The following is a 20,151-nucleotide window of genomic DNA, read 5'->3' as shown; positions in this document are numbered from 1 at the left end:
GCTGATCCGAAATGGTTGAAAACAGACCCTTTCTCACCTTCCTCACCCACCTGGTGCTGATAGCGGGCGTCGTTATCGTCGTCTTTCCGGTCTATCTGGCCTTCATCGCGTCCACCCATGGCCCGGGGCAGTTCGTCAGTGGCCTTGTGCCGCTGCTGCCCGGTCCGCACCTGGTCGAGAACTACAGCACGATCTGGAACGAAGGCCTGTCCAGCTCCGGCGCGCCGCCGATCTGGGTCATGATGATGAATTCGTTGCTGATGGCCGTGGCCATCGCGGTCGGCAAGATCGCGATCTCGCTACTCTCGGCCTATGCCATCGTCTATTTCAAATTCCCGTTCCGCCTGCTGGCCTTCTGGATCATCTTCATCACGCTGATGCTGCCCGTCGAGGTGCGCATCATCCCCACCTTCGCGGTGGTGGCCAATCTGGGCATGCTCAATTCCTACCAGGGCCTGATCCTGCCGCTGATCGCCTCGGCGACGGCCACCTTCCTGTTCCGCCAGTTCTTCCTCACCATCCCGGACGAATTGATGGAAGCGGCGCGGGTCGATGGCGCGGGACCGATGAAATTCTTCCGCGATATCCTGTTGCCGCTCAGCCGCACCAATATCGCCGCGCTCTTCGTCATCCTCTTCATCTTCGGCTGGGTGCAATATATGTGGCCGCTGCTGGTCACCTCTGACAGCCGCTATTACACCATCGTCATGGGCATCAAGCGGCTCGCCGCCAGCGCCGATTCCGAACCGCTCTGGCACCTCGTCATGGCCGCCGTGATCCTGGCCATGCTGCCCCCCGTCCTTGTCGTCATCTTCATGCAGCGCCTGTTCGTCAAAGGCCTCGTGGAAACGGAGAAATAAGCCATGGCAACGATCAGCCTCATCGATCTCATGAAGAGCTACGGCGACATCCCGGCGGTTAAAGGCGTCAATCTGGACGTTGCCGACGGCGAGCTCATCGTGCTGGTGGGTCCCTCCGGCTGCGGCAAGTCCACCCTGCTGCGCATGGTCGCCGGCCTTGAGACCGTAACCTCGGGCAGTATCGAGATCGGCGGCCGCAACGTGGTCAAGGCCGAGCCGGCCGAGCGCGACATCGCCATGGTGTTCCAGAATTACGCGCTCTATCCGCATATGACCGTGCGGGGGAATCTCGAATATGGCCTCAAGAATCGCGGCACGCCGCGCGAGGAGATCAATCGCCGCGTCCGGGAAGCGGCCGATATCCTCGAAATCGGCGCTCTGCTCGACCGCAAGCCGCGCCAGCTCTCGGGTGGTCAGCGCCAGCGCGTCGCCATGGGCCGCGCCATCGTGCGCGAACCGGCCGCCTTCCTCTTCGACGAGCCGCTCTCTAATCTCGATGCCAAGCTGCGCGTGCAGATGCGCGTCGAAATCCGCAAGCTGCAGCGGCGCCTCAAGACCACCAGCCTCTATGTCACCCATGACCAGCTCGAGGCCATGACGCTGGCGGACCGGCTGGTGGTGATGAATAGCGGGCTCGTCGAGCAGATCGGCACGCCGACCGAAGTTTATGATCGCCCCGCCACCTTGTTCGTGGCCGGCTTTATCGGCTCGCCGCCGATGAATCTCATTCCGGTTTCTTCGCTGTCCGGAAACGAGGTTTCCGCCGGCCTGCCCAGCGGAACCGACATCGTGGGCATCCGCCCCGACGCCTTCGTTCTGGAACAGCCGGCCGAACCGTCGCTGGCGCTGGAGGCCAGCGTCGAACTGCTCGAGCCCATCGGGGGCGAGAGCCATCTGCATGTGCGCCTGAATTCATCCGGCCAGTCGATCGTGCTCAGCGTGCCCGGACGTCCGGAAATTGCCGAGGTATCGGATATCGTGGTCCATGCCCGCCTCGCCGACCTGCATCCGTTCAGTGCGCAGACCGGCCGGCGCGCCGACAATCCCTGAGAGCGAACCAAAGAACAGATCATGACGCTCACTGCCCTGCCCGGCCCGGTGCCGGATGAAGTCCAGGCCCATCGCGGCGCTTCCGCGATTGCCCCGGAAAACACCATTGCCGCCTTTCGCGCCGCCGCCGAGGCCGGAGCGAAATGGGTGGAACTCGACGTGGCGCTCAGCGCCGATGGTAGGCTGGTGGTTATCCACGACGACAGCGTCGACCGCACCTCGTCCGGCAAGGGATCGCTCGGAGCACTCACGCAGGCCGAGATCGGCGCCCTCGACGCCGGCGCCTGGTTCGGCGACCGCTTTGCCGGGGAGCGTATCCCCACGCTGGTCGAAACCATCGCGGCCCTAGGCGAATTCGGGCTCAGCGCCAATGTCGAGATCAAGCAGCACGCGCACCACAAGTCGCTCGATCAATTGGTGCGGGCCGTCCAGGCCGACATTGCCGGCCGGGCGGCGGGCACTCGCATCATGATCTCCAGCTTCGATGCCGAAGCGCTCAAGGCCATGCACGCGCTGGAGCCGGAACTGGAAATGGCCATGCTCTGGGGCATGGTGCCCGAGGATTGGGAACAGCGCCTCGCCGCCATTCCGGCCACGACCATTCATATGCACTACAAGACGCTCAGCATCGGCCTGCTCGAGCGGACGCGCGAGCGCGGCATCAAGGTGCGCGCCTGGACCTGCAACGACCCCGTGCAGCTCGTTTCATTCTGGGATGCAGGCCTCACTGGCGTCATCACCGACAATCCCGCGATTTTCCTCGCATAAAGAGAGGACAGGCCGCAGATGCTCTCTGGCCGGCAACGCGACATCCTGACACTCATCGAGGCGGAGGGGGCGCAATATATCGAAGCCCTCGCCGCCCGCTATGGCCTGACGACCCAGACGATCCGCCGCGACATCAATGCCCTGTGCGACCTGGGTTATGCCCGCCGCTTCCATGGTGGGGTCGATGCGCCCGTGGAAGCACGCAATATCTCCATCAATGCCCGCGCCGCGCTCAACAGTCTGGCCAAGCAGCGCATAGCCCGGCGGGTGGCAGCCGAGATCGCGCCCGGCTCGACCGTGTTCATGGGCATCGGCAGCACGGTGCAATTCGTCGCGCAGGCGCTGCGCGATCACGACGGATTGCGCGTGGTCACCAATAATATCGATGTGGCGCTGATGCTCTGCGAGGCGCCGCAGATCGAAGTGCTGATGACCGGCGGCCAATTGCGCCACAATGACCGCGACGTGGTTGGTACGGACACGCTCGGCTTCTTCGAGAAATTCTATGCCTCCTACGCCATTGTCGGCGCCGGCGCGCTCGATGCGTCCAAGGGCGTGCTCGATTTCAGCTATAGCGAAGCACAGACCACCTCCACGCTGATCGCCAATTCGCGCACTACCTTTCTGGTCGCCGATGTCAGCAAATGGACCCGCAACGCTGCGGTGCGCGTGGTCCCATTCAACAAGGTCAATTGCCTGTTCACCGACCGCCTGCCCGACGGCGCGAGCATAAAGACCGCCCTCAAGGAGGCCGGACTGGAAGTGGTCGTCTGCGAGGACGACGGGCGTTGACGTCGAAGCGGCGCCAGGGAGGGCCGCGATCCTACAGGCCGTAATATTGCCTGTACCAGGCTACGAAACGGGGCACCCCCTCTTCGATGGATGTTGCCGGCAGGGTGCCGATCAGCTCGCGCAACAAAGACACGTCGGATTGGGTGGAGACCATTTCGCCGGGCTGGCGGTCGAGCAGGTTGAGCTGGGCAGTTCGACCCAGCGCACTTTCGATGGCGCGGATGAAATCCATGAGTTCGGTAGGCTGGCCGCCGGCAATATTGACCATGCGGAACGGCGCGGCCGGCGAAAGGCTATCGCCGGACACCGGATTGCCGCTTTCCGGCACGCGGTCGACGAGCCGGACAATGGCTTCGATCAGATCGTCCACATAGGTGAAGTCCCGCCGCAGCCGGCCGTGGCCATAGACGTCGATGGCGCGGCCAGAAAGGATCGCGTCGGTGAACTTGAACAGAGCCATGTCCGGCCGGCCCCAGGGACCATAGACCGTGAAGAAGCGGAAACAGGTCGCCGGAATGGCAAAGAGGTGGGCGTAGGAATGGACCATCGCCTCCCCCGCCTTCTTGGTGGCGGCGTAAAGAGACAGGGGCGCGTCTGTCCGATCGGTCTCGGCGAAGGGCATGCTGGTATTGCCGCCATAGACGGAACTGGTCGAGGCGAAAAGGAAATGGCGCGGCTTCGCCTTGCGGATCGCCTCGAGCACATTGCCGGTGCCGACCAAGTTGGACTGGACATAGCTCTGCGGCGCCTCGATGCTGTAGCGTACACCAGCCTGGGCGGCCAGATGCACGACGATTTCGGCCCCGCTGTCGAGAAGCGCCGCCTCAAGGCGCGCGGCATCCTCCAGCAACCCCTCGACCTGTCGGAACCCGCCGAAGGCGGCAAGCTCGGCCAGGCGGGCGCGCTTGAGCGCCGGATCGTAATAGTCGGTGACGCCGTCATAGCCCGTCACCGCATGACCGTCGGCGAGCAGGCGGCGCGCCAGATGGAAGCCGATGAAGCCGGCCGTGCCGGTGATGAAGAAGTGCACTCCGCGCCTCCCTGTCTGGCGGCCACCGCGCCCCGCGAGCGGCCGCTATCGGTCATAGCGCAGTTCGGCGGCCGGGGGAGTCCTAAAGGTTGTGGCAGCGCACGAAATGCCCCGCCCCCAGCGGCGTCGGCCCCGGCATGGTCTCCGAGCAAATTGGCAGGGCTCGCGGGCAGCGCGATACGAAGGGGCAGCCACGGCTCTGGCGGGTCCAGAGCGGGATGTCCGCCGCCCGGCGCTTATGAGCCGTGGCGATCTTGCGGCTGGGATTAGGCACGGAATCGATGAGGAGCCGTGTGTAGGGGTGGCGGGGATTGTCGGTGATCTCCTGGCTCGGGCCCTGTTCCACCAGATGGCCGGCATACATCACCGCCGTGTCCTCGGCGAAATAGCGGGCCGTGGCAATGTCATGCGTGATATAGAGGGCGGCGAGATTGCGCTGCTGCTTGAGATCCTCGAGCAGGTTGAGAATGCCGAGGCGGACGGAAACGTCGAGCATGGAGGTCGGTTCGTCGGCCAGCAGCACCTGCGGCCGCACCGAAAGCGCACGGGCAATGGCAACGCGCTGGCGCTGGCCGCCGGACAATTCATGCGGGCGGCGCTTGAGATAATCGGCAGCCGGGCGGAGGCCGACCCCTTCCAGAAGGGCCAGCATCTCGGCTTGGATCTCGCGGCCCCTGAGATCAGGACGATGCAGGCGCAAAGGCCGCTCGAGGTGGTAACCGATCGACTGGGTCGGGTTGAGCGAGCCGAAGGGATCCTGGAACACCATCTGCACTTCGGAACGATAGCGCTGGAGGCGGGGCCCGCGGAAATGGGCAATGTCGTCGCCCTGAAAACGAATGGCGCCGCCGGTCGGCTCGTAGGCGCCGGCGATCATGCGGGCACAGGTGGACTTGCCCGAACCGGATTCGCCGACCAGTGCGAGCGCCCTGCCCCGCACCAGCTTCAGCGTTATGCCCGACAGCGCCTTGAGAAAGGTCTGGTTGAGGAAAGCGCCGCCCAGCACGAATTCCTTATCGACATTGTCCATCTCGATCACCGGCGCGTCGTTGGCCTGTCGCACGGCGGGGGCGTCTAGTTCAGCAAGTGACATGCGGCCTCGCTTCGATGTTGAGGATAATAACGCAATTCGGGGGGCTGGACGCGGCACTGGTCCATGGCGTGGGGACAGCGCGGCGCAAAGCGGCAGCCTTGCGGCAGGGCGCGCAGGTCGGGCGGCGTGCCGGCAATGCCTTCGAGGCGGACGCGCGGGCCGGTCAAGGGCGGGAAGCTGTTGCCCAGGGCGCGGGTATAGGGGTGCTGGGGATTGGTGAGGATGGATTCGGCCGGCGCCACCTCCACCAATTCCCCCGAATACATGACGCCGATGCGGTCGCAGAACTCGATCATCAGGCCAAGGTCGTGGGTGATGAACAAGACCGAAAAGCCCAGCCGGCTTTTGAGCTCGACGATCTGCTCGATGATGTCCCGTTGCACCACGACATCCAGCGCCGTGGTCGGCTCGTCCATGATGATGAGTTTGGGATTGAGCGCCAGGGCAATGGCGATACAGATGCGCTGGCGCATGCCCCCGGAAAACTGGTGGGGAAAATCATCGAGACGCCGGGGCGGGATGCCGACCAGCTCGAACAATTCCACAGCGCGTTCACGCGCCCCCTGCTGGCCCAATTCGGGCTTATGCGTCTGGATCACGTCCATGATCTGCTCGGAGACCGGGATGACCGGGTTGAGCGCATTCATCGCCGATTGGAAAACGAAGCTGACCTCGTTCCAGCGATAGGCCTTGAGGCGCGCCTTGTCGAAATTGAGCACGTCCTCGCCATTGAGGCGGACCTGGCCGCCCGAGACCAGGCCGGGCAGCCGGGTGAGCCGCGCCAGCGCGAAGGCCACGGTGGACTTGCCGCAGCCGCTTTCTCCGGCGAGCCCGAAGGCCTCGCCCTCCCTGATATCGAAGTCGATGCCGTTGACGGCACGGGCGACGGAGTTTTCGCCGATATAATCGACGGTGAGGTTGCGCACCTCGATCATGGCGCGATCAGAAGACATCGGCGCTTCTCCCCCGACGCTTGAGGAATTTGCGGATCAGGCTGATCTTGCGGCCGGCCTTCAATTGCGGATTGGTGATTTCGTCGACCGCGAAATTGACCAGGACCAGCGCGGCGCCCGTCACCATGATGGCGAAGGCCGGCGGCCAGATCTCCCACCAGGCGCCGCTTTGCAGCGCCATATTGCTCTGCGCCCAGAACAGCATCGTACCCCAGGTGACCGCATTGGGATCGCCCAGGCCGATGAATTCCAGCGCTGCTTCGGCGAGGATGGCCGCGATAGTGCCGAGCACCAGGCCACCGACGAAGAAGCTCAGCATATTGGGGAAGATTTCCTTGAGAACGATGCGCCACTTCCTTTCGCCCATCAGTTCGGCGGAAAGCACGAATTCCCGGGTGCGCAAGGTCAGGGTCTGGGTTCGGATCGTGCGCGCCGGCCAGCCCCAGCCAGTCAGCGCCAGCACCACGCCAATGACAAGGGGGCTGGCCTGCTCCACCAGCGTGGCGATGACGATAATGAGCGGCAAGCCCGGCAGCACAAGGATGACATTGACGAAAAAGGTCAGCACATCGTCGACGCGGCCGCCGAAATAGCCAGCGGAAATGCCGATGGCGAGGCCGATCAGCGCAGCGGCGATCCCCGCACCGAAGCCGACGGTCAGGCTGATGCGACCGCCATAGGCGAGCTGGGTGAAGACGTCCTTGCCCATGCGGGTCGTGCCCAGGACATGCTCATAGCCCGGTGCCACATGCGGTTTTCCGGCCCGGCGATTGGGATTGTAGTCCGACATCATCGGCCCGAAGACCGAGAACAGTACCAGCGCCAAAAGGATGACGACGCCGGCCATACCCTTGGGATTGGTGACGAAGGCCGCCAGGCTGGGGGGCAGTCGGCTGGTCCAGCCCGGCTTGGGCTTGACGCGTAATTCTTCCATCAGCTCGGCCTGGCTCGGCGCCATCGAGGCCATGGCTTCGCGGTCGAGCGCCTCGGTCAGGCTGAAAGGCTTGGCTTGGATGATGTCGCTCATGGGTCAGCCCTTTCTCAGCCGCGGATCGAGAATGACATTGGCGATGTCGGACAACAGATTGGCCACCAGCACCGACATGGTGAGCAGCAGCAACTGGCCCTGGATGAAGGAGAAATCCCGGCTCTGGATGGCGGTGAAGGTGAATTTTCCCAGGCCCGGATAGTTGAACACCTGCTCGGTCACCAGCGCTCCACCCAGGAGGAAACCGACCGAGAGGGCCAGGGATGTGATCTGCGGCAGGATGGCGTTGCGGGCCACGTAGCGATAGCGGACCCGCCGGTCGCTCAGGCCTTTGGCCCGGGCGAGAATGACGAAGTCCTCGTTGAGCAGATTGATCATCACATTGCGCATGCCCAGATGCCAGCCGCCGAAACTGACGAGGAAAATGGACAGCACCGGCAGGGTGGCGTGGTAGAGCACGCTGCCGATGAACTGCAGATCGAAGCCCGGCATCAGGCTCGGATCGTGGGCGCGCCCCAACGGAAACCATTTGAGCTGCAGGGAAAAGGCATAGAAGAGCAGCAGCGCCACCACGGCGGGTGTGAAGGCATTGAGCATGACATTGATGGGCGTGAAGACGCTGTCGAAGAAGCGCCCGCGGTTCCAGGCGGCGTGAATGCCCATCATCGAGCCGATGATGAAGGCGAAGAAGATGGCGATCCCGACCAGAACCAGAGTCCAGGTGGCGCCGTAGAACAACAGCGAGGCCGTGGGCTCGGGGAATTGCACCGTCGAGATGCCGAAATCCAGCCGCGCCACGCTGCCGAGATAGGTGACATATTGCTCCCAGAGCGAGCCCGTGAGCCCGTAGGACTTGCGGATGGCCTCGACCTGCGCCTCATTCAGCCGCCCCTGGAAAGACGCGATGATGCGCGCGGACGGATCGCCCGGCATGAGGCGGGGTATGAAGAAGTTGAGGGTGATCGCCACGAACAGGGCCGCCACGTAGAAGGCGAGCCGCCTCAGCAGGAATACCATTTTCGTCCTCTGCTTTGCTCCTGTGCCGGGCGGGGACCGGGAAGACACAGACCCCGCCGCGACGCTTCAGCCTGGTCCGCGGCGCCGGAGCGCCGACCGGTCGGGCCAGGCCAAATCCTGGATGACCAGTCCGGAGGAAGCGCTGAACACTCCCCCCGGACAATCGCCATCAGTTCTGGATCGGCTTCAGGGCCAGGGCGTGCAGAACGCGCTCACGCGTGCCGTCATGGACCTGGGGACGCACGAAGGGATTTTCCTCGGTGACCCAGCCGGTGAAGCGGCGGGTGGAATATTCGTACCAGGTCGGGTTCGCAAACAGCGAGATGACCGGCACGTTCTCGGCCACCAGCTTGTGCACCTGGGTCAGCAGCCGCTGCTGATCCTCACGGCTGGGCGAGGCGCGGAACGCGTTCAGCAACTCATGGGCCTCCGGCAAGGCCAACTGGTGCATGGCCTGGAAATCGATCTGGCCAGGCACCATAAGGCGGGGGTTGAACATGGGGTGGTATTGGCTGTGCGGCGTGGGGCCGGCATTGGTCCACATGACATAGACGTCGAAATTGCCCTGAGGCGCCGCGTCGAACCAGGCACCCTGATCCATGGTCCTGAGGCTGGCATTGATGCCGATATCCTGCAGGTTCTCGGCCACGGTCTGCCCGGTATTCACCCAATCGGTCCAGCCGGAAGGCATGGAAATGCCGAAGGCAATCGGGGTGCCATCAGGATTGTCGCGCCAGCCATCACCATCGGCATCGACGAAGCCCGCTTCGTCGAGCATTTCCATGGCCTTGTCGGGATCATATTGCATCAGCCAGGCATAGGGTTCGAGCTCTTCCGGCTCGTACCAGGTGTTGAACAATTCACCGGTGCCGATCGGATACTTGGTGTGCGTGGTGAGGCCAAAAGTGGCGATATCCACCAGCGTGTCGCGGTCGATGGCTACCGACATGGCCTTGCGGAACTCGAGATTGTCGAACGGCGCCTTGGTGGTGTTGAGCTGCAGATTGACGTCGGCGCCGGCGGGCAGCCAGTAATTGTTGAATTCGGATTGCGGCAGGAAGGTCACATCCGGGTCGGTGAGGCCGTCGCCCAGCCAGTCGAGATCGCCGGCGGACAGAGCGGCAACCGTCTGCTCGTTGCCGTTCATCTGCGGGAAGTTCAGGCAGTCGATGGCGTTGTCGGCATTGTAGCGGCTGAGTTCGTTGCGGCAGAGTTCGAAGCCGTTGCGCGAGAAATTGCGCACTTCGGTCCAGGGCCCGGTAGCCACCGGATTGGTATTGGCGAAATTCTTGGGATCCTCGACATCCTTCCAGATGTGTTCGGGCAGAGGATACAGGCCACCCAAGCCATAACGGACCAGCGCATCGGGCTCGTTGAGCGTGAACCTGACGGTATGGTCATCGATCTTTTCGGCGCTGACCACGTTGCCGGTTTCGCCGTTATAGACGTCGACACCCATCGGATAGTCCGGGTGCGCCTTGGCATAGTCGAAGCTGAAGACGACGTCGTCGGCGTTAAAATCCTCGCCGTCGCTCCACTTGACGCCCTGGCGCAGCTTGTAGGTGATCGAGAGCATGTCCTCGGCGATCTCGAAACTTTCGGCCAAGGCCGCTTCGTTCTCCCCGGGATGCCAGAGATTGTCGATCCAGAGCGGCTCATAGGCGAAGTCGCGCATGCGCTGCTGGGGGCCGGTGGGATTATTGGGATTGTAGTTCTCGGTCATCGCATCGGTGTGATGCGGCAGGAGGCGCAGGATCACCTCCTCCTGTGCCAGCGCTGGCATGGCCAATGCCAATGCGGTCAGCCCGGCCGTAGCCAAGGCCATGGTTCTCAGATTGCTCATATGTTTCTCCTCCACTTTCGTCTCCTCCTCGCGGATGCTGTGAGAACGATCCCATATTCGTGTTTGGGTCATGTCTCGTGCCGTTGATTGGGGCTCTCCTCAGGGCCCCAAGGTCTTTCAGGCGTCCTCCCTTTGCATGGCCGGCGCGGCGACGCTGGACCGCACGACCAATTCGGTATCAATGCGCGCTTCCAGAGGGCCGGAATCGGGCCGCGCCAGCAGTTCCAGCAGCAGCCGAGCCGCGGCGTCGCCAAGGGCATCCATGGGCTGGCGGACAGTGGTGAGCGGCGGCCACATATGCCTGGCGTGGAAGGCGTCGTCGAAGCCGATGACCGAGATATCCTCGGGGACGCGTATGCCGCGTTGCCGCAGGGCCAGCAGCACGCCGGCGGCGATGTCGTCGTCGCCGGCGAAGACGGCGGTGAAATCGCGCCTTTCATTCAGCAGGTCGAGCGTGGCGCTGTAGCCGAACTCCTGATGAAACTCGCCGCCTACGATATGGAGATCATCCATGTTCATGCCGAACTCGTTCAAGGCGGCAACCATACCGTCGCGGCGGGCGATGGTGTCGCCGAAATCGGCCTGCCCGGAGAGATGCACGATGCGCCGGTGACCCTGTTCGAGCAAATGGCGCATGGCGGCTCGGGCGCCGCCGAAATTGTCGAGAATGACCTGGCCGCGCGACACGGGGCTCGGTTTATGGCCGATGGAAACTACGGGAATCTGGGAGCGGCGCAGCATTTCCACGACATCGGCCCGCATGGGACGTTCGAGATAGACGATGATGCCATCGCAGGAGCGGTCGATCAGCTCGATGACCGCGCGCGCTTCCTCGTCCTGATCCGCATAGCCCGACGAGACCATCAGCGCCTTGCCGGCGGGGCGCGCGGCGCGCTGCAGGCCATAGATCATATTGGCGAAATAGGGTGTGCCGACGTCGACGAAGACAGCGCCGATGACATTGGACCGATTGGAGCGCAGCGCCTGGGCCAGCGTGTTGGGACGGTATCCCAGTTCGGCAATGGCAGCTTCGATGGCCTTGCGGTTGGCTTCCGAGACATATCCATTGCCCGCCACTACCCGCGATACGGTGGAGCGAGACACGCCTGCGCGCCTGGATACGTCGGTAATGGTCACCATCCCGCCTGGTTCCTCCCACCGGCCTCTTGTGGGACCGATCCCATAGATGATGAAATCGATTGCATGATGCTGTCAAGCCCCGCCAGGGAATCGGGCAGGAAAGCCGGGGGGCGGCCTTTCGGACTGTGGAAAGCTCCAATCGCGCGTCGTCGAAAGTCGCTTTTCTTTTGGCCTGCCCTGCGACACGATGGCCGCCGCCGCGGCGCATCCAGACTGTTTACTGCGTATTGTTCATTCAGTATGTACTGAACGCCAAAGGAAGAGCAGATGTCGGCCGTCGATCGCTTCGTGGACGAATTGGGACTGATCTCGCAGGAGGGCGGGGACTCCCGCATATCCGGCCGCATAGTCGGTCTGCTGCTCGTGGAGGGGCGTGAACTCAGCCTGGCGGAGATCAGCGAGCGACTCGGCGTCAGCCGGGCCAGCGTGAGCACCAATGCACGGCTGCTGCTCCGGCGGGGCGTTATCAGGCTTACTGCGCATGCCGACAATCGGCGGGATTATTATGAGCTGGCGGCCATGCCGTTTTTCGCCATGCTCGAAGACCTTGCGGACCGCTTTGCCCGCCACGGCCAGTCGCTGGGTCGGCATGTATCGGGGATGCGGGCCGAGGACCCTGCCGCGGCCGGCCGCGCGGACGACCTGACCAGCTTTTTTGAAAAATCGGCAATCATTCTACGCGACTGGTCCAAAACCCTTCGCGATGAGGAAGCACTACAAGAGGATCGCCAATGAGCGAGGCACACGCAAAGCCGGAATGGGCCCAAAGCCGCCGCGAGAAAGACAATGCCCAGCGGATCGCCCAGGGTCTGAAGCCCAGGCGCCGAATCTGGCCCTGGATCATTCTGGCGATCATCGCGGTGGGTGTGGCCGCGATGGTTTTCCTGCGCCCTGCCCCCGAACCCGTGGAGGAAGTCGCCGAGACCGCGGCCGTGGCCAAGCAGATCCGCCAGTCTGAGACCACAACGATCGCGCCGGAGACCTTGCGCGAAACGGTCAAGGTGACCGGAACCCTGGTGCCGGGGCATCAGGCCGACGTGGCCTCCCAGGCCTCCGGCAGGGTCATGGCCGTCATGGTGCGGCCGGGCGATGCGGTCAATGAAGGCGATGTCCTGGCGCAGATCGATCGCGCCCCGCTCGAATTGCAGCTCAACCAGCAGCGTGCCACGGCTGACGCTACGCGGGCGCAGCTCGTTTCCTCGCGCCAGCAGCTCGAACGCACCGAGGAACTCGCGCGCCAGGGCCTGGCGAGCCCCTCGGCCCTGGAACAGGCCCGCTCTTCGACCGAAGCGCTGGAAGCCAACCTTGCGGCCCTGGACAGCGCCGTGGCGAGCGCCGAGCTCGCCCTGGCCAACGCCACGGTGAAAGCCCCGCTCACCGGCATCGTCGCCTCGCGCTCGGTCGATCCGGGCCAGACGATCCAGGCCGGCACGCCCCTTTTCAACATCGTCAATCTCGAACAGATGGAGTTCGAGGCGGCCGCCTCGGTCAATTCGAGCGCCCGCGTCGCCGCCGGTCAGTCCGTCACCGTCAGCGTGACCGGTCTGGACGGCCGGGAATTCACCGGCGAGGTGAGCCGGGTCAACCCGGTCGCGGTGAGCGGCACCCGCACCGTGCCCATCTATATTGCGCTGGACAATCCCGAAGGCGCCCTGCGCGGCGGCATGTTCGCCACCGGCTATATCGTCGTGTCCGAGCAGAACGATGCCCTGGCGGTGCCCGCTTCCGCCCTGCGCGAGGACGCGGAAGGCCGCTTCGTGCTGAAGCTGGTCGATGACACCCTGGTGCGCCAGGCCGTCGAACCGGCGCGCGAATGGAATCGTGGCCGCATGGTCGAGGTCACCGGCATTGCCAATGGTGACGTCATCGTCTCCGCGCCGCTGCCGGACCTCGATGCCGGCGACGCCTATACGCTCGTGGAAGGGTAATCCATGTTCCTCACACGCATCAGCGTCAACCATCCGGTTTTCGCTACCATGGTCATGATCGCGATCATGGTCTTCGGCATCTATTCGTACCAGCGCCTGCCGGTCGAGCAATTGCCGGACGTCGATTTCCCCGTGGTCGCCGTCGTCCTCAGCTATCCCGGCGCCTCTCCGGAGGCAGTGGAAGCCGACGTGGTCGAGCCGATCGAGGAAGCGGTCAATACCATTGCCGGCCTGGATACCATCCAGTCCACGGCCCAGTCCGGCCAGGCGATGGTGCTGATGATCTTCAACCTCGAAGCCAATTCCCAGCAGAAGCTCCAGGACGTGCGCGACAAGATCGATCCAATCCGCGCCTCGCTTCCCTCGGGCGCCAACGATCCGCTGATCCTGCGCTTCGATCCCAGCGCCCTGCCGTTGATGTCTCTGGCGGTGAGCTCGGATACTTTGTCCGAACGCGACCTGACTGCCCTCACCGAAGACGTCATCGTCAAGCGCATCTCCAATATCGACGGCGTGGGCAGCGCCAGCGTCGTGGGTGGCGTGCCGCGCCAGCTCAATATCGAGATCGACCCCGACCGGCTGACCGCTTTCAACATCAGCCCCAATGCCGTGATCTCGGCCCTCCAGGCCGCCAATCGCGATCTCGCCGCAGGCTCCATCACGCAGGGCAGCATCGTTCAGTCCATCCAGGTGCTCGGCCGGCTCGAAGACGAGCAGGATTTTTACGACGTCACCGTGGGCAATCAGGGTGGGCAACCGGTCACCCTGCGCGACGTCGCGACCATCGTGGACGGCACGGGCGAAGCCAGCAGCCTCGCCATCCTCAATGGCGAACGGGCCCTCGCCATCGACATTCTCAAGACCCAGGGCGCCAATACTGTAGGCGTGGCCGAACAGATCAGGCACACCATCGCCGACCTGCTGGCCAATGAATTGCCGGCCGACCAGGTGCATATCGAGGTGGTGGTCGACAATGCCAAGCCGGTGGAGGACTCGTTCCACGCCGTGCAGAACATGCTCATCGAAGGCGCCATCCTGGCGGTGGTGATCGTGTTCCTGTTCCTCAATTCCTGGCGCTCGACAGTCATTACCGGCCTCACCCTGCCGATTTCGATCATCGGCACCATGGTGGCGTTGAATTTCCTCGGCTTCACCCTCAACATGATGACGCTGCTGGCCTTGTCGCTGGCCGTGGGCATTCTCATCGACGACGCCATCGTTGTGCGCGAGAACATCACGCGACACCTGCATATGGGCAAATCGCATCGGCAGGCGGCTTTCGACGGCACCAACGAAATCGGTCTCGCCGTGATGGCCACGACGCTCTCCATCGTGGCGGTATTCCTGCCAGTGGCCTTCATGGACGGCATCATGGGCCGTTTCTTCCTGCAATTCGGCGTCACCGTATCCGTGGCGGTGCTGATCTCGCTCTTCGTGGCCTTTACGCTCGACCCGATGATGTCCAGCGTGTGGTACGATCCGGCGGCCCATCCGGGTGCCAAGCGCGGGCCGATCGGTCGCGCCGTCCAGCAATTCGACCGTCTGTTCGAATGGATCACTCAGGGCTATCGCGGCCTCATCCGCTGGGCATTGAAGTACCGCAAGACGGTACTGTGCATCGCCCTGCTCTCCTTCGTGGGATCCTTCTTCCTGTTCGGGCGGGTGGGCGTCGAATTCATTCCGGTCACCGATAACGGCATTTTCACCGTTTCGGTGGAGACACCGGCCGGCTCCTCGAAGGAGGCGACGGCGGCCAAGCTGCGTCAGGCGGAAAACATCATCCGCACCTATCCCGTCGTGGACCGCACCTATTCCACCGTGGCCGGCGGCCTTGCCGCTTCCGGCGCCAATTCCGGCAGCATGACGGTGACCATGGTGGACAAGGCCAATCGCGATGTGACGCCCGAGGAATTCATGCCTGTCATCCGCCAAGCCTTGCAGGCGATACCAGGTGCCAATTTCCAGGTTTCGTCCGCATCGGGTCTGGGTGGAGCCAGCGCACCGGTTTCCATCACGCTCTATGGAGACAGCTTCTCAGTCCTGAGCCGGCTGTCCGACCAGCTCGAAGCCGAGCTGGCGCGGATTCCGGGGCTGATCAATATCAGCTCGAGCATCGACGAAGCGCAGCCGGTCGTTGGCATCCGCATCAACCGCGATCTCGCCGACAATCTGGGCGTCTCCATGGGTCAGATCGCGGCAACGCTCGGACCGCTGATCAGCGGCGAAGAGGTGGCCGACTGGACCGCGCAGAACGGCCAAGTCTATTCGGTGGTCGTGCGCCTGCCCGAATCCCTGCGCAACGATGTCGACGCCATTGGCAGCCTGCCGATTGCGCAGTCCGGCGCGACGGGGTCGAACCAGATGATCACCCTGAGCCAGGTGGCCGAAGTAGTCGAGAGCACCGGCCCGGCCACGATCAACCGCCAGGATTTGCAGCGAGGCGTTACCGTGGAGGCCTTCCTCGAAGGGGTCGAGCTCGGCGCCATCACGCCCCAATTGCAGCAGGCGGTGGACAATATCGACTTCCCTACGGGCTATCGCAGCTCCTTTGGCGGCGATGTCGAGCAGATCGCCGACACCATGGGCGCCGTGGGTTCGGCCCTGCTTCTGGCGGTGATCTTCATCTACCTGGTTCTGGCCAGCCAGTTCGGCAGTTTCCTGCAGCCGATCGCCATCATGGGTTCGCTGCCGCTGGCCCTGATCGGGGTGATGGGCGGCCTGCTGGTGGGCGGCTCGACGCTCAACATGTTCTCCGCCATCGGCTTCATCATGCTGATGGGCCTGGTGGTGAAGAACGCCATCCTGCTGGTGGACAATGCCAATCAGCATGTGCGCGAAGGCTGGAATCTCTATGACGCGCTGGTCGAAGCCGGCGCCACCCGCTTCCGCCCGATCATCATGACCACGCTGGCCATGATCTTCGGCATGCTGCCGCTGGCGCTGAACCTGCATGCGGGCAGCGGCGAGAACGCCCCGATGGCCCATGCGGTGATCGGCGGGCTGATCAGCTCGACCGCCCTGACACTGGTGGTGGTGCCGGTATTGCTCACCTATATCGACGCGTTCAGCGGCTTCACGCGGCGGTTCCTGCCCCGGGCGCCCGACGATGTCGAGGCCCATCCGGTGGCACCGGAAACCGATCCGGCGCGATGAAAAGCCCGGCCACCGACCTTGCTTGCCTGGCCTTCGTCATCGAATCGCCGGCAAGCGGGTACGATATTTTCAAAGCGAGCCGTGCGGGAAGCCTGCGCTTCGCGTTCAAGGCTAGCCAGGCGACGATCTACGATTCCCTGCGCAGGCTCGAGGCGCGGGGGGCTGTGTCCCCCCATCGCCTGCCCCAGGACGGGCGCCCGGCAAAGATCGTCTATTCCCCGACCCCGGCCGGCCGCAAACTCGCGCCGCAATTGGCGCGCGCCCTGCTCCGGCAAGTGCCCGAGGGGCAGCATCTCCGCCTATTGGTTCGCTTCGCCGGCCTGGTGCCGCCAACCGACCTCGATTCCGCGCTCGAGGCGCGAAAGGCCCGGCTGGGCCAGGAGATCGCGGAAGTGATCGACATCGAAAGCGGCCTGCAGGCCAGCGAGGCCAAGGTTCTAGCCGCATTCAGAAACGTCTTCCAAGCCGAACAGGCGCAATTGGCCGCCATGGCCGAATATGTCCGCGGGCGCGGGCGGGGCTGAAGCCATCGATCCCCGTCCGGCGCACCGGCTGAGAATCCATGACTCCGAGCGCTCACGCATCGACATCCCGGCAGTCATGCGGGCTTTCCTGTCAAGCGGCGCGGAACATTTCCCTCTATCTGGAGTGCGCCCTGGGAGCGGACAGGTCAGATTGAGGAATTGACGACACGGGATGCGCCGGGACGCGTCAGGAGATGTTGATGTTTCCGCCCCCAGGCCGAGGCTCGAACAGGGCCGGTTCGCCCGGAGACGGGTGCAGCACATTTGAGGCATTTGCAAACGGCGCTCGCCCGTCCAATCCGGATAGAAAAACAGTCCTGACATAGGACGACATTCGCTCCAGATCGTCATCCAGCCGATCTCGAACTGGCGCGTTTTCGAACAAGGCGGTAATACCCCCCGCAAGGAGAAGGGTATCGATCGTGACGGTCTGCTTGCGTAGGGCAAGTTGCCCCGCGGCCGCAGCCGCCCGCAAGAGAGGCAAGAGATATTGCCGAGAGGGAAATATCTCAACCGCTTCCAGACCGAAACGCATACTTGCCTTAAGCAGCAAGCTCGGATTGACGATGTTGCGCCAGCTTTCCAGGACAAGGTTATCGCGGACCGACTTGTGCATGCGTGGCGGAGTCCCCTCGAGTTTTTCGATTGTCGTGCCATTCCGGCGCGCAAAGCGGGACAGGCTGTCCGTTCTTGAAGTCTCGCCCGTGCGCTGGGTTTCGAGAGCGGATGAAAGATGAACCAATCCCTGCAACATCCGCCATTCGTCCCCCATGGCCCATTCCAAGCCACGTCTGCCCACTTCTGCGGCATAGAGACGGTTCAGGTCCGAAATCTCCCGCCTGTAATGGGCAGCGAGCAGGGCCGGACCCTGATTTCGGCAGTAATCGGCAATGGGCGTAGCCGAAGCCCGGTAGTGGCTCGCATTGATGTTGAAGAGTGAAGCGACCGTGCCAAGAACTCCTTCCAGTCTTCTCTCGATCGCCAGAAATGCATCCTGTTCGAATTGCTCTGGCGCCATGCTCCAGGCCATATCGAGCCTTGCCACGGTCATGGCTATTGCCCCAATCAATTGGCCTTTCGCGCTCGTCCGGTCGGGGCGGCCTGATCTGCCCGATTTGCCCAACCTAGGCCGATATTGGACGCTGACAATCGGACGGTTTTGGGCAAAGTCGACCCTGGCCGCAGACGTCGTCAAGTGGGTCGTGGACAACTCCGAGGGTCTGATGAACTTGAGCGCCACTCTCTTGACCAGAAGCGACGAGCCCATGGCCAGGCATGTCATAACCCTATCTTCAACGTCTTGCGCCTGTGTCTCGGAGAGATAGCGCCTCAATACCGGCATGCGCTGTTTTTCCAGCAAGTCCGGAGGTACGTCCAGAACGACATCAGGGCGCCCCGCCTGCTCTGACATTACGCTTGCCACGAGGTAGGCCGACCACTGATTCATGAATCTCTCAACCGCTTCGGTCCAGTGTCTAGCCCTGACGGGTTAAGGTAAGATTTAGCGTCGTGCCATGTTGCCACCACCAAATCCGGCATTGGCCAAGTAGCGCGTCGGACCCGAGAGTTGCACCCTGTCGGCTCGTTTCATTCGAGGCACCAACCTTGATTACCCACGAGCATTTTCGCGAGCGCGCGACACTCGAACGGGCCAGCGCAGCTGGTATCAGGCCCCTGGCCCACCATGTCAGAGCCCTCTATGCGGAAATCCGGGCCCTGCGCGCGGATGGCGTCCCCTTCAAGTACATTGCGACCGTGCTTATCGACGTACGTGGACAATCGTCTTCGGATCCGATCGAGGTGACCGAAAAGTTGCGCGTCTATCATCATCGGGACCGCAAGATGCTCGGGGACGCTATCCCGGCTTTGAAGCCCGCAGGCCGCAGCCATTCCGGCAAGGCTTCACTCAAAGAGATCAACACCGCCGAAAATCCGCCTGCCGCAACCGCGGCCACGCCCATTTTTGCCGTCCCGGCCGGATCCGACAAGCCGTGCGATAAGGGATTGCAGGACGTATCTCGCTCTATTCAAGCGCGCGCGGCACGCAAACGTCTCGTCGCCGACGACGCGCCTTAGGCCAGATCAACGGCCATGAAAAAATCAGGTCCTAGCAAGCAAATCCGGGATTGGGCCTGTCGCGCCATCACCCCTGTACGCCGATCTTTCGAGCAGGGACCGACCTGGTCTCCAACCGACTCAAGGATCAACAATATGGATGCCCTCCACTTTCCCCTGCCCAATCAGATCGACCTTGCACCGGGACTGGTTATTGTCTCCCAGATTTCGGGAGGTACCTCCAAGACCTGGACCGCAACATTGATCATCGATGCGGCCGTCCGCGCGGGCCGTACACTCAAAATCTTCGAGAATGACCGTCAGGACATCCTGGGAGCCTACGGAAAGGTGAACCGTATCAAGCTCGCCGCCACCGAAGAGGTGGTCCACAACCCTGTGGCCGACATCGAGGTGCATGAGGATCTCGATACCGCGCTCCGCCGGCTTGCCAAGCATAAGGACGAAACCGTCGTTTACGACACCTCCGCAGCAAGCCTGAACCGTCTGGGCTATGTGATCGACATGCTCAATATTCCTGATCGCGTGGCGGCGATGGAATCCCATTGCCTGGTGCTCGTGCCCGCATCCGCCCGCCCCGATATCGCCAGCGAAGCGCTCGCCACATTCCAGGTCTGGAAGAGCATCATGCCCAACCCGCATCGCGTCGTCCCCGTCATTTTCCATCGTGACGGCGACCCTTCGCGGGTGCCCGAGGGCCACCCTCTACGCGCATTGGTGGCGGTCGCCGAGGACGGATGCATCGTTCAGCCCCGTGTGCCGATGCAGGTTCTTCTCGCCCATAAGGGTTCGGGACTACCGCTCTACCAGTTGGCAGACCTTCGCGACCCCCTGGCTACCATGGACATCGCCAAGCGCGCCGGCATCACACCGGTCGTGGCCGAACTGATGCGCCGTGCATGTGGCCTGACCCCATAGGGTGGTCCGGTTTCAGTCTTA

The 20,151-nt window shown here is 63.1% G+C and carries 18 protein-coding genes; 10 read left to right on the top strand and 8 right to left on the bottom strand.

Going from position 1 to position 20,151, the window contains the following annotated elements:
- Positions 1-11 precede the first annotated feature (11 nt).
- Genes ugpE through A3840_RS08000 form a run of 4 tightly spaced genes read left to right on the top strand, consistent with a single transcriptional unit; the run spans position 12 to position 3,470 of the window.
- The gene (gene ugpE, locus A3840_RS08015; protein ID WP_067454552.1) at positions 12-860 is read left to right on the top strand and encodes a sn-glycerol-3-phosphate ABC transporter permease UgpE; all 849 of its coding nucleotides are present in this window, start codon (positions 12-14) and stop codon (positions 858-860) included.
- A 3-nt stretch (positions 861-863) separates the two neighbouring features.
- Complete coding sequence (locus tag A3840_RS08010; RefSeq protein WP_067454547.1) at positions 864-1,910, top strand: sn-glycerol-3-phosphate import ATP-binding protein UgpC; 1,047 nt, start codon at positions 864-866, stop codon at positions 1,908-1,910.
- Between the two features lie 18 nt (positions 1,911-1,928).
- Complete coding sequence (locus tag A3840_RS08005) at positions 1,929-2,678, top strand: glycerophosphodiester phosphodiesterase family protein (protein WP_425388842.1); 750 nt, start codon at positions 1,929-1,931, stop codon at positions 2,676-2,678.
- Between the two features lie 18 nt (positions 2,679-2,696).
- Positions 2,697-3,470, top strand: coding sequence for a DeoR/GlpR family DNA-binding transcription regulator (locus A3840_RS08000; protein ID WP_067454541.1), 774 nt, complete (start codon positions 2,697-2,699; stop codon positions 3,468-3,470).
- 31 nt (positions 3,471-3,501) lie between these two features.
- On the opposite strand, the gene A3840_RS07995 is transcribed toward A3840_RS08000, so the two are convergent.
- The 7 genes from A3840_RS07995 to A3840_RS07965 form a co-directional block, all read right to left on the bottom strand.
- On the bottom strand, positions 3,502-4,500 hold the full coding sequence (locus tag A3840_RS07995) for an NAD-dependent epimerase/dehydratase family protein (RefSeq protein ID WP_067454538.1): 999 nt from the start codon (positions 4,498-4,500) through the stop codon (positions 3,502-3,504).
- An 82-nt stretch (positions 4,501-4,582) separates the two neighbouring features.
- Positions 4,583-5,593 (bottom strand): ABC transporter ATP-binding protein, encoded by a 1,011-nt coding sequence (locus tag A3840_RS07990; RefSeq protein WP_067454605.1) that lies wholly within the window; start codon positions 5,591-5,593, stop codon positions 4,583-4,585.
- Entirely contained in the window at positions 5,575-6,546 is a 972-nt protein-coding gene (locus A3840_RS07985; RefSeq protein WP_082903733.1) for an ABC transporter ATP-binding protein, read from the bottom strand. The genes A3840_RS07990 and A3840_RS07985 overlap by 19 nt, the downstream gene beginning before the upstream one ends.
- A complete protein-coding gene (locus tag A3840_RS07980; RefSeq protein WP_245676572.1) occupies positions 6,536-7,573 on the bottom strand; it encodes an ABC transporter permease in 1,038 nt (345 codons plus the stop codon). Before A3840_RS07980 ends, A3840_RS07985 begins: the two co-directional genes overlap by 11 nt.
- A 3-nt stretch (positions 7,574-7,576) precedes the next feature.
- Positions 7,577-8,551, bottom strand: coding sequence for an ABC transporter permease (locus A3840_RS07975; protein ID WP_067454532.1), 975 nt, complete (start codon positions 8,549-8,551; stop codon positions 7,577-7,579).
- A gap of 169 nt (positions 8,552-8,720) precedes the next feature.
- Positions 8,721-10,394, bottom strand: coding sequence for an ABC transporter substrate-binding protein (locus tag A3840_RS07970; RefSeq protein ID WP_165603146.1), 1,674 nt, complete (start codon positions 10,392-10,394; stop codon positions 8,721-8,723).
- Positions 10,395-10,511: 117 nt separating this feature from the next.
- Positions 10,512-11,534, bottom strand: a complete 1,023-nt coding sequence (locus tag A3840_RS07965; protein ID WP_067454529.1) for a LacI family DNA-binding transcriptional regulator — start codon at positions 11,532-11,534, stop codon at positions 10,512-10,514.
- Positions 11,535-11,801: 267 nt separating this feature from the next.
- On the opposite strand from A3840_RS07965, the gene A3840_RS07960 reads away from it, so the two are divergent.
- From A3840_RS07960 to A3840_RS07945, 4 genes are read left to right on the top strand one after another with little or no spacing between them, the layout of a single operon-like run.
- Positions 11,802-12,269, top strand: coding sequence for a GbsR/MarR family transcriptional regulator (locus A3840_RS07960; RefSeq protein ID WP_067454526.1), 468 nt, complete (start codon positions 11,802-11,804; stop codon positions 12,267-12,269).
- Positions 12,266-13,462 (top strand): efflux RND transporter periplasmic adaptor subunit, encoded by a 1,197-nt coding sequence (locus A3840_RS07955; protein ID WP_067454523.1) that lies wholly within the window; start codon positions 12,266-12,268, stop codon positions 13,460-13,462. The genes A3840_RS07960 and A3840_RS07955 overlap by 4 nt, the downstream gene beginning before the upstream one ends.
- Before the next feature lie 3 nt (positions 13,463-13,465).
- Positions 13,466-16,615 (top strand): efflux RND transporter permease subunit, encoded by a 3,150-nt coding sequence (locus A3840_RS07950; protein ID WP_067454520.1) that lies wholly within the window; start codon positions 13,466-13,468, stop codon positions 16,613-16,615.
- Positions 16,612-17,139 (top strand): PadR family transcriptional regulator, encoded by a 528-nt coding sequence (locus A3840_RS07945; RefSeq protein WP_067454517.1) that lies wholly within the window; start codon positions 16,612-16,614, stop codon positions 17,137-17,139. The genes A3840_RS07950 and A3840_RS07945 overlap by 4 nt, the downstream gene beginning before the upstream one ends.
- A gap of 187 nt (positions 17,140-17,326) precedes the next feature.
- On the opposite strand, the gene A3840_RS07940 is transcribed toward A3840_RS07945, so the two are convergent.
- Complete coding sequence (locus A3840_RS07940) at positions 17,327-18,586, bottom strand: hypothetical protein (RefSeq protein WP_067454514.1); 1,260 nt, start codon at positions 18,584-18,586, stop codon at positions 17,327-17,329.
- A gap of 158 nt (positions 18,587-18,744) precedes the next feature.
- On the opposite strand from A3840_RS07940, the gene A3840_RS07935 reads away from it, so the two are divergent.
- Entirely contained in the window at positions 18,745-19,215 is a 471-nt protein-coding gene (locus A3840_RS07935) for a hypothetical protein (protein ID WP_067454511.1), read from the top strand.
- 135 nt (positions 19,216-19,350) lie between these two features.
- On the top strand, positions 19,351-20,130 hold the full coding sequence (locus A3840_RS07930) for a hypothetical protein (protein ID WP_067454508.1): 780 nt from the start codon (positions 19,351-19,353) through the stop codon (positions 20,128-20,130).
- Positions 20,131-20,151: the final 21 nt, after the last annotated feature.

Source organism: Devosia elaeis (genome assembly GCF_001650025.1).
Classification (GTDB): domain Bacteria; phylum Pseudomonadota; class Alphaproteobacteria; order Rhizobiales; family Devosiaceae; genus Devosia; species Devosia elaeis.
The sequence above is the reverse complement of the archived record's forward strand: the minus strand, read 5'-3'. Positions and strand labels throughout refer to the sequence as shown.

What these genes read in the sequence shown, in the direction of transcription:
- A3840_RS07950 (WP_067454520.1), top strand. Translation starts at nt 13,466, where the DNA reads ATGTTCCTCACACGCATCAGCGTCAACCATCCGGTTTTCGCTACCATG.
- A3840_RS07980 (WP_245676572.1), bottom strand. Translation starts at nt 7,573, where the DNA reads ATGAGCGACATCATCCAAGCCAAGCCTTTCAGCCTGACCGAGGCGCTC.
- ugpE (WP_067454552.1), top strand. Translation starts at nt 12, where the DNA reads ATGGTTGAAAACAGACCCTTTCTCACCTTCCTCACCCACCTGGTGCTG.
- A3840_RS07945 (WP_067454517.1), top strand. Translation starts at nt 16,612, where the DNA reads ATGAAAAGCCCGGCCACCGACCTTGCTTGCCTGGCCTTCGTCATCGAA.
- A3840_RS07940 (WP_067454514.1), bottom strand. Translation starts at nt 18,586, where the DNA reads ATGAATCAGTGGTCGGCCTACCTCGTGGCAAGCGTAATGTCAGAGCAG.
- A3840_RS07990 (WP_067454605.1), bottom strand. Translation starts at nt 5,593, where the DNA reads ATGTCACTTGCTGAACTAGACGCCCCCGCCGTGCGACAGGCCAACGAC.
- A3840_RS07970 (WP_165603146.1), bottom strand. Translation starts at nt 10,394, where the DNA reads ATGAGCAATCTGAGAACCATGGCCTTGGCTACGGCCGGGCTGACCGCA.
- A3840_RS07955 (WP_067454523.1), top strand. Translation starts at nt 12,266, where the DNA reads ATGAGCGAGGCACACGCAAAGCCGGAATGGGCCCAAAGCCGCCGCGAG.
- A3840_RS07960 (WP_067454526.1), top strand. Translation starts at nt 11,802, where the DNA reads ATGTCGGCCGTCGATCGCTTCGTGGACGAATTGGGACTGATCTCGCAG.
- A3840_RS07985 (WP_082903733.1), bottom strand. Translation starts at nt 6,546, where the DNA reads ATGTCTTCTGATCGCGCCATGATCGAGGTGCGCAACCTCACCGTCGAT.
- A3840_RS07930 (WP_067454508.1), top strand. Translation starts at nt 19,351, where the DNA reads ATGGATGCCCTCCACTTTCCCCTGCCCAATCAGATCGACCTTGCACCG.
- A3840_RS08000 (WP_067454541.1), top strand. Translation starts at nt 2,697, where the DNA reads ATGCTCTCTGGCCGGCAACGCGACATCCTGACACTCATCGAGGCGGAG.
- A3840_RS08010 (WP_067454547.1), top strand. Translation starts at nt 864, where the DNA reads ATGGCAACGATCAGCCTCATCGATCTCATGAAGAGCTACGGCGACATC.
- A3840_RS07975 (WP_067454532.1), bottom strand. Translation starts at nt 8,551, where the DNA reads ATGGTATTCCTGCTGAGGCGGCTCGCCTTCTACGTGGCGGCCCTGTTC.
- A3840_RS07965 (WP_067454529.1), bottom strand. Translation starts at nt 11,534, where the DNA reads ATGGTGACCATTACCGACGTATCCAGGCGCGCAGGCGTGTCTCGCTCC.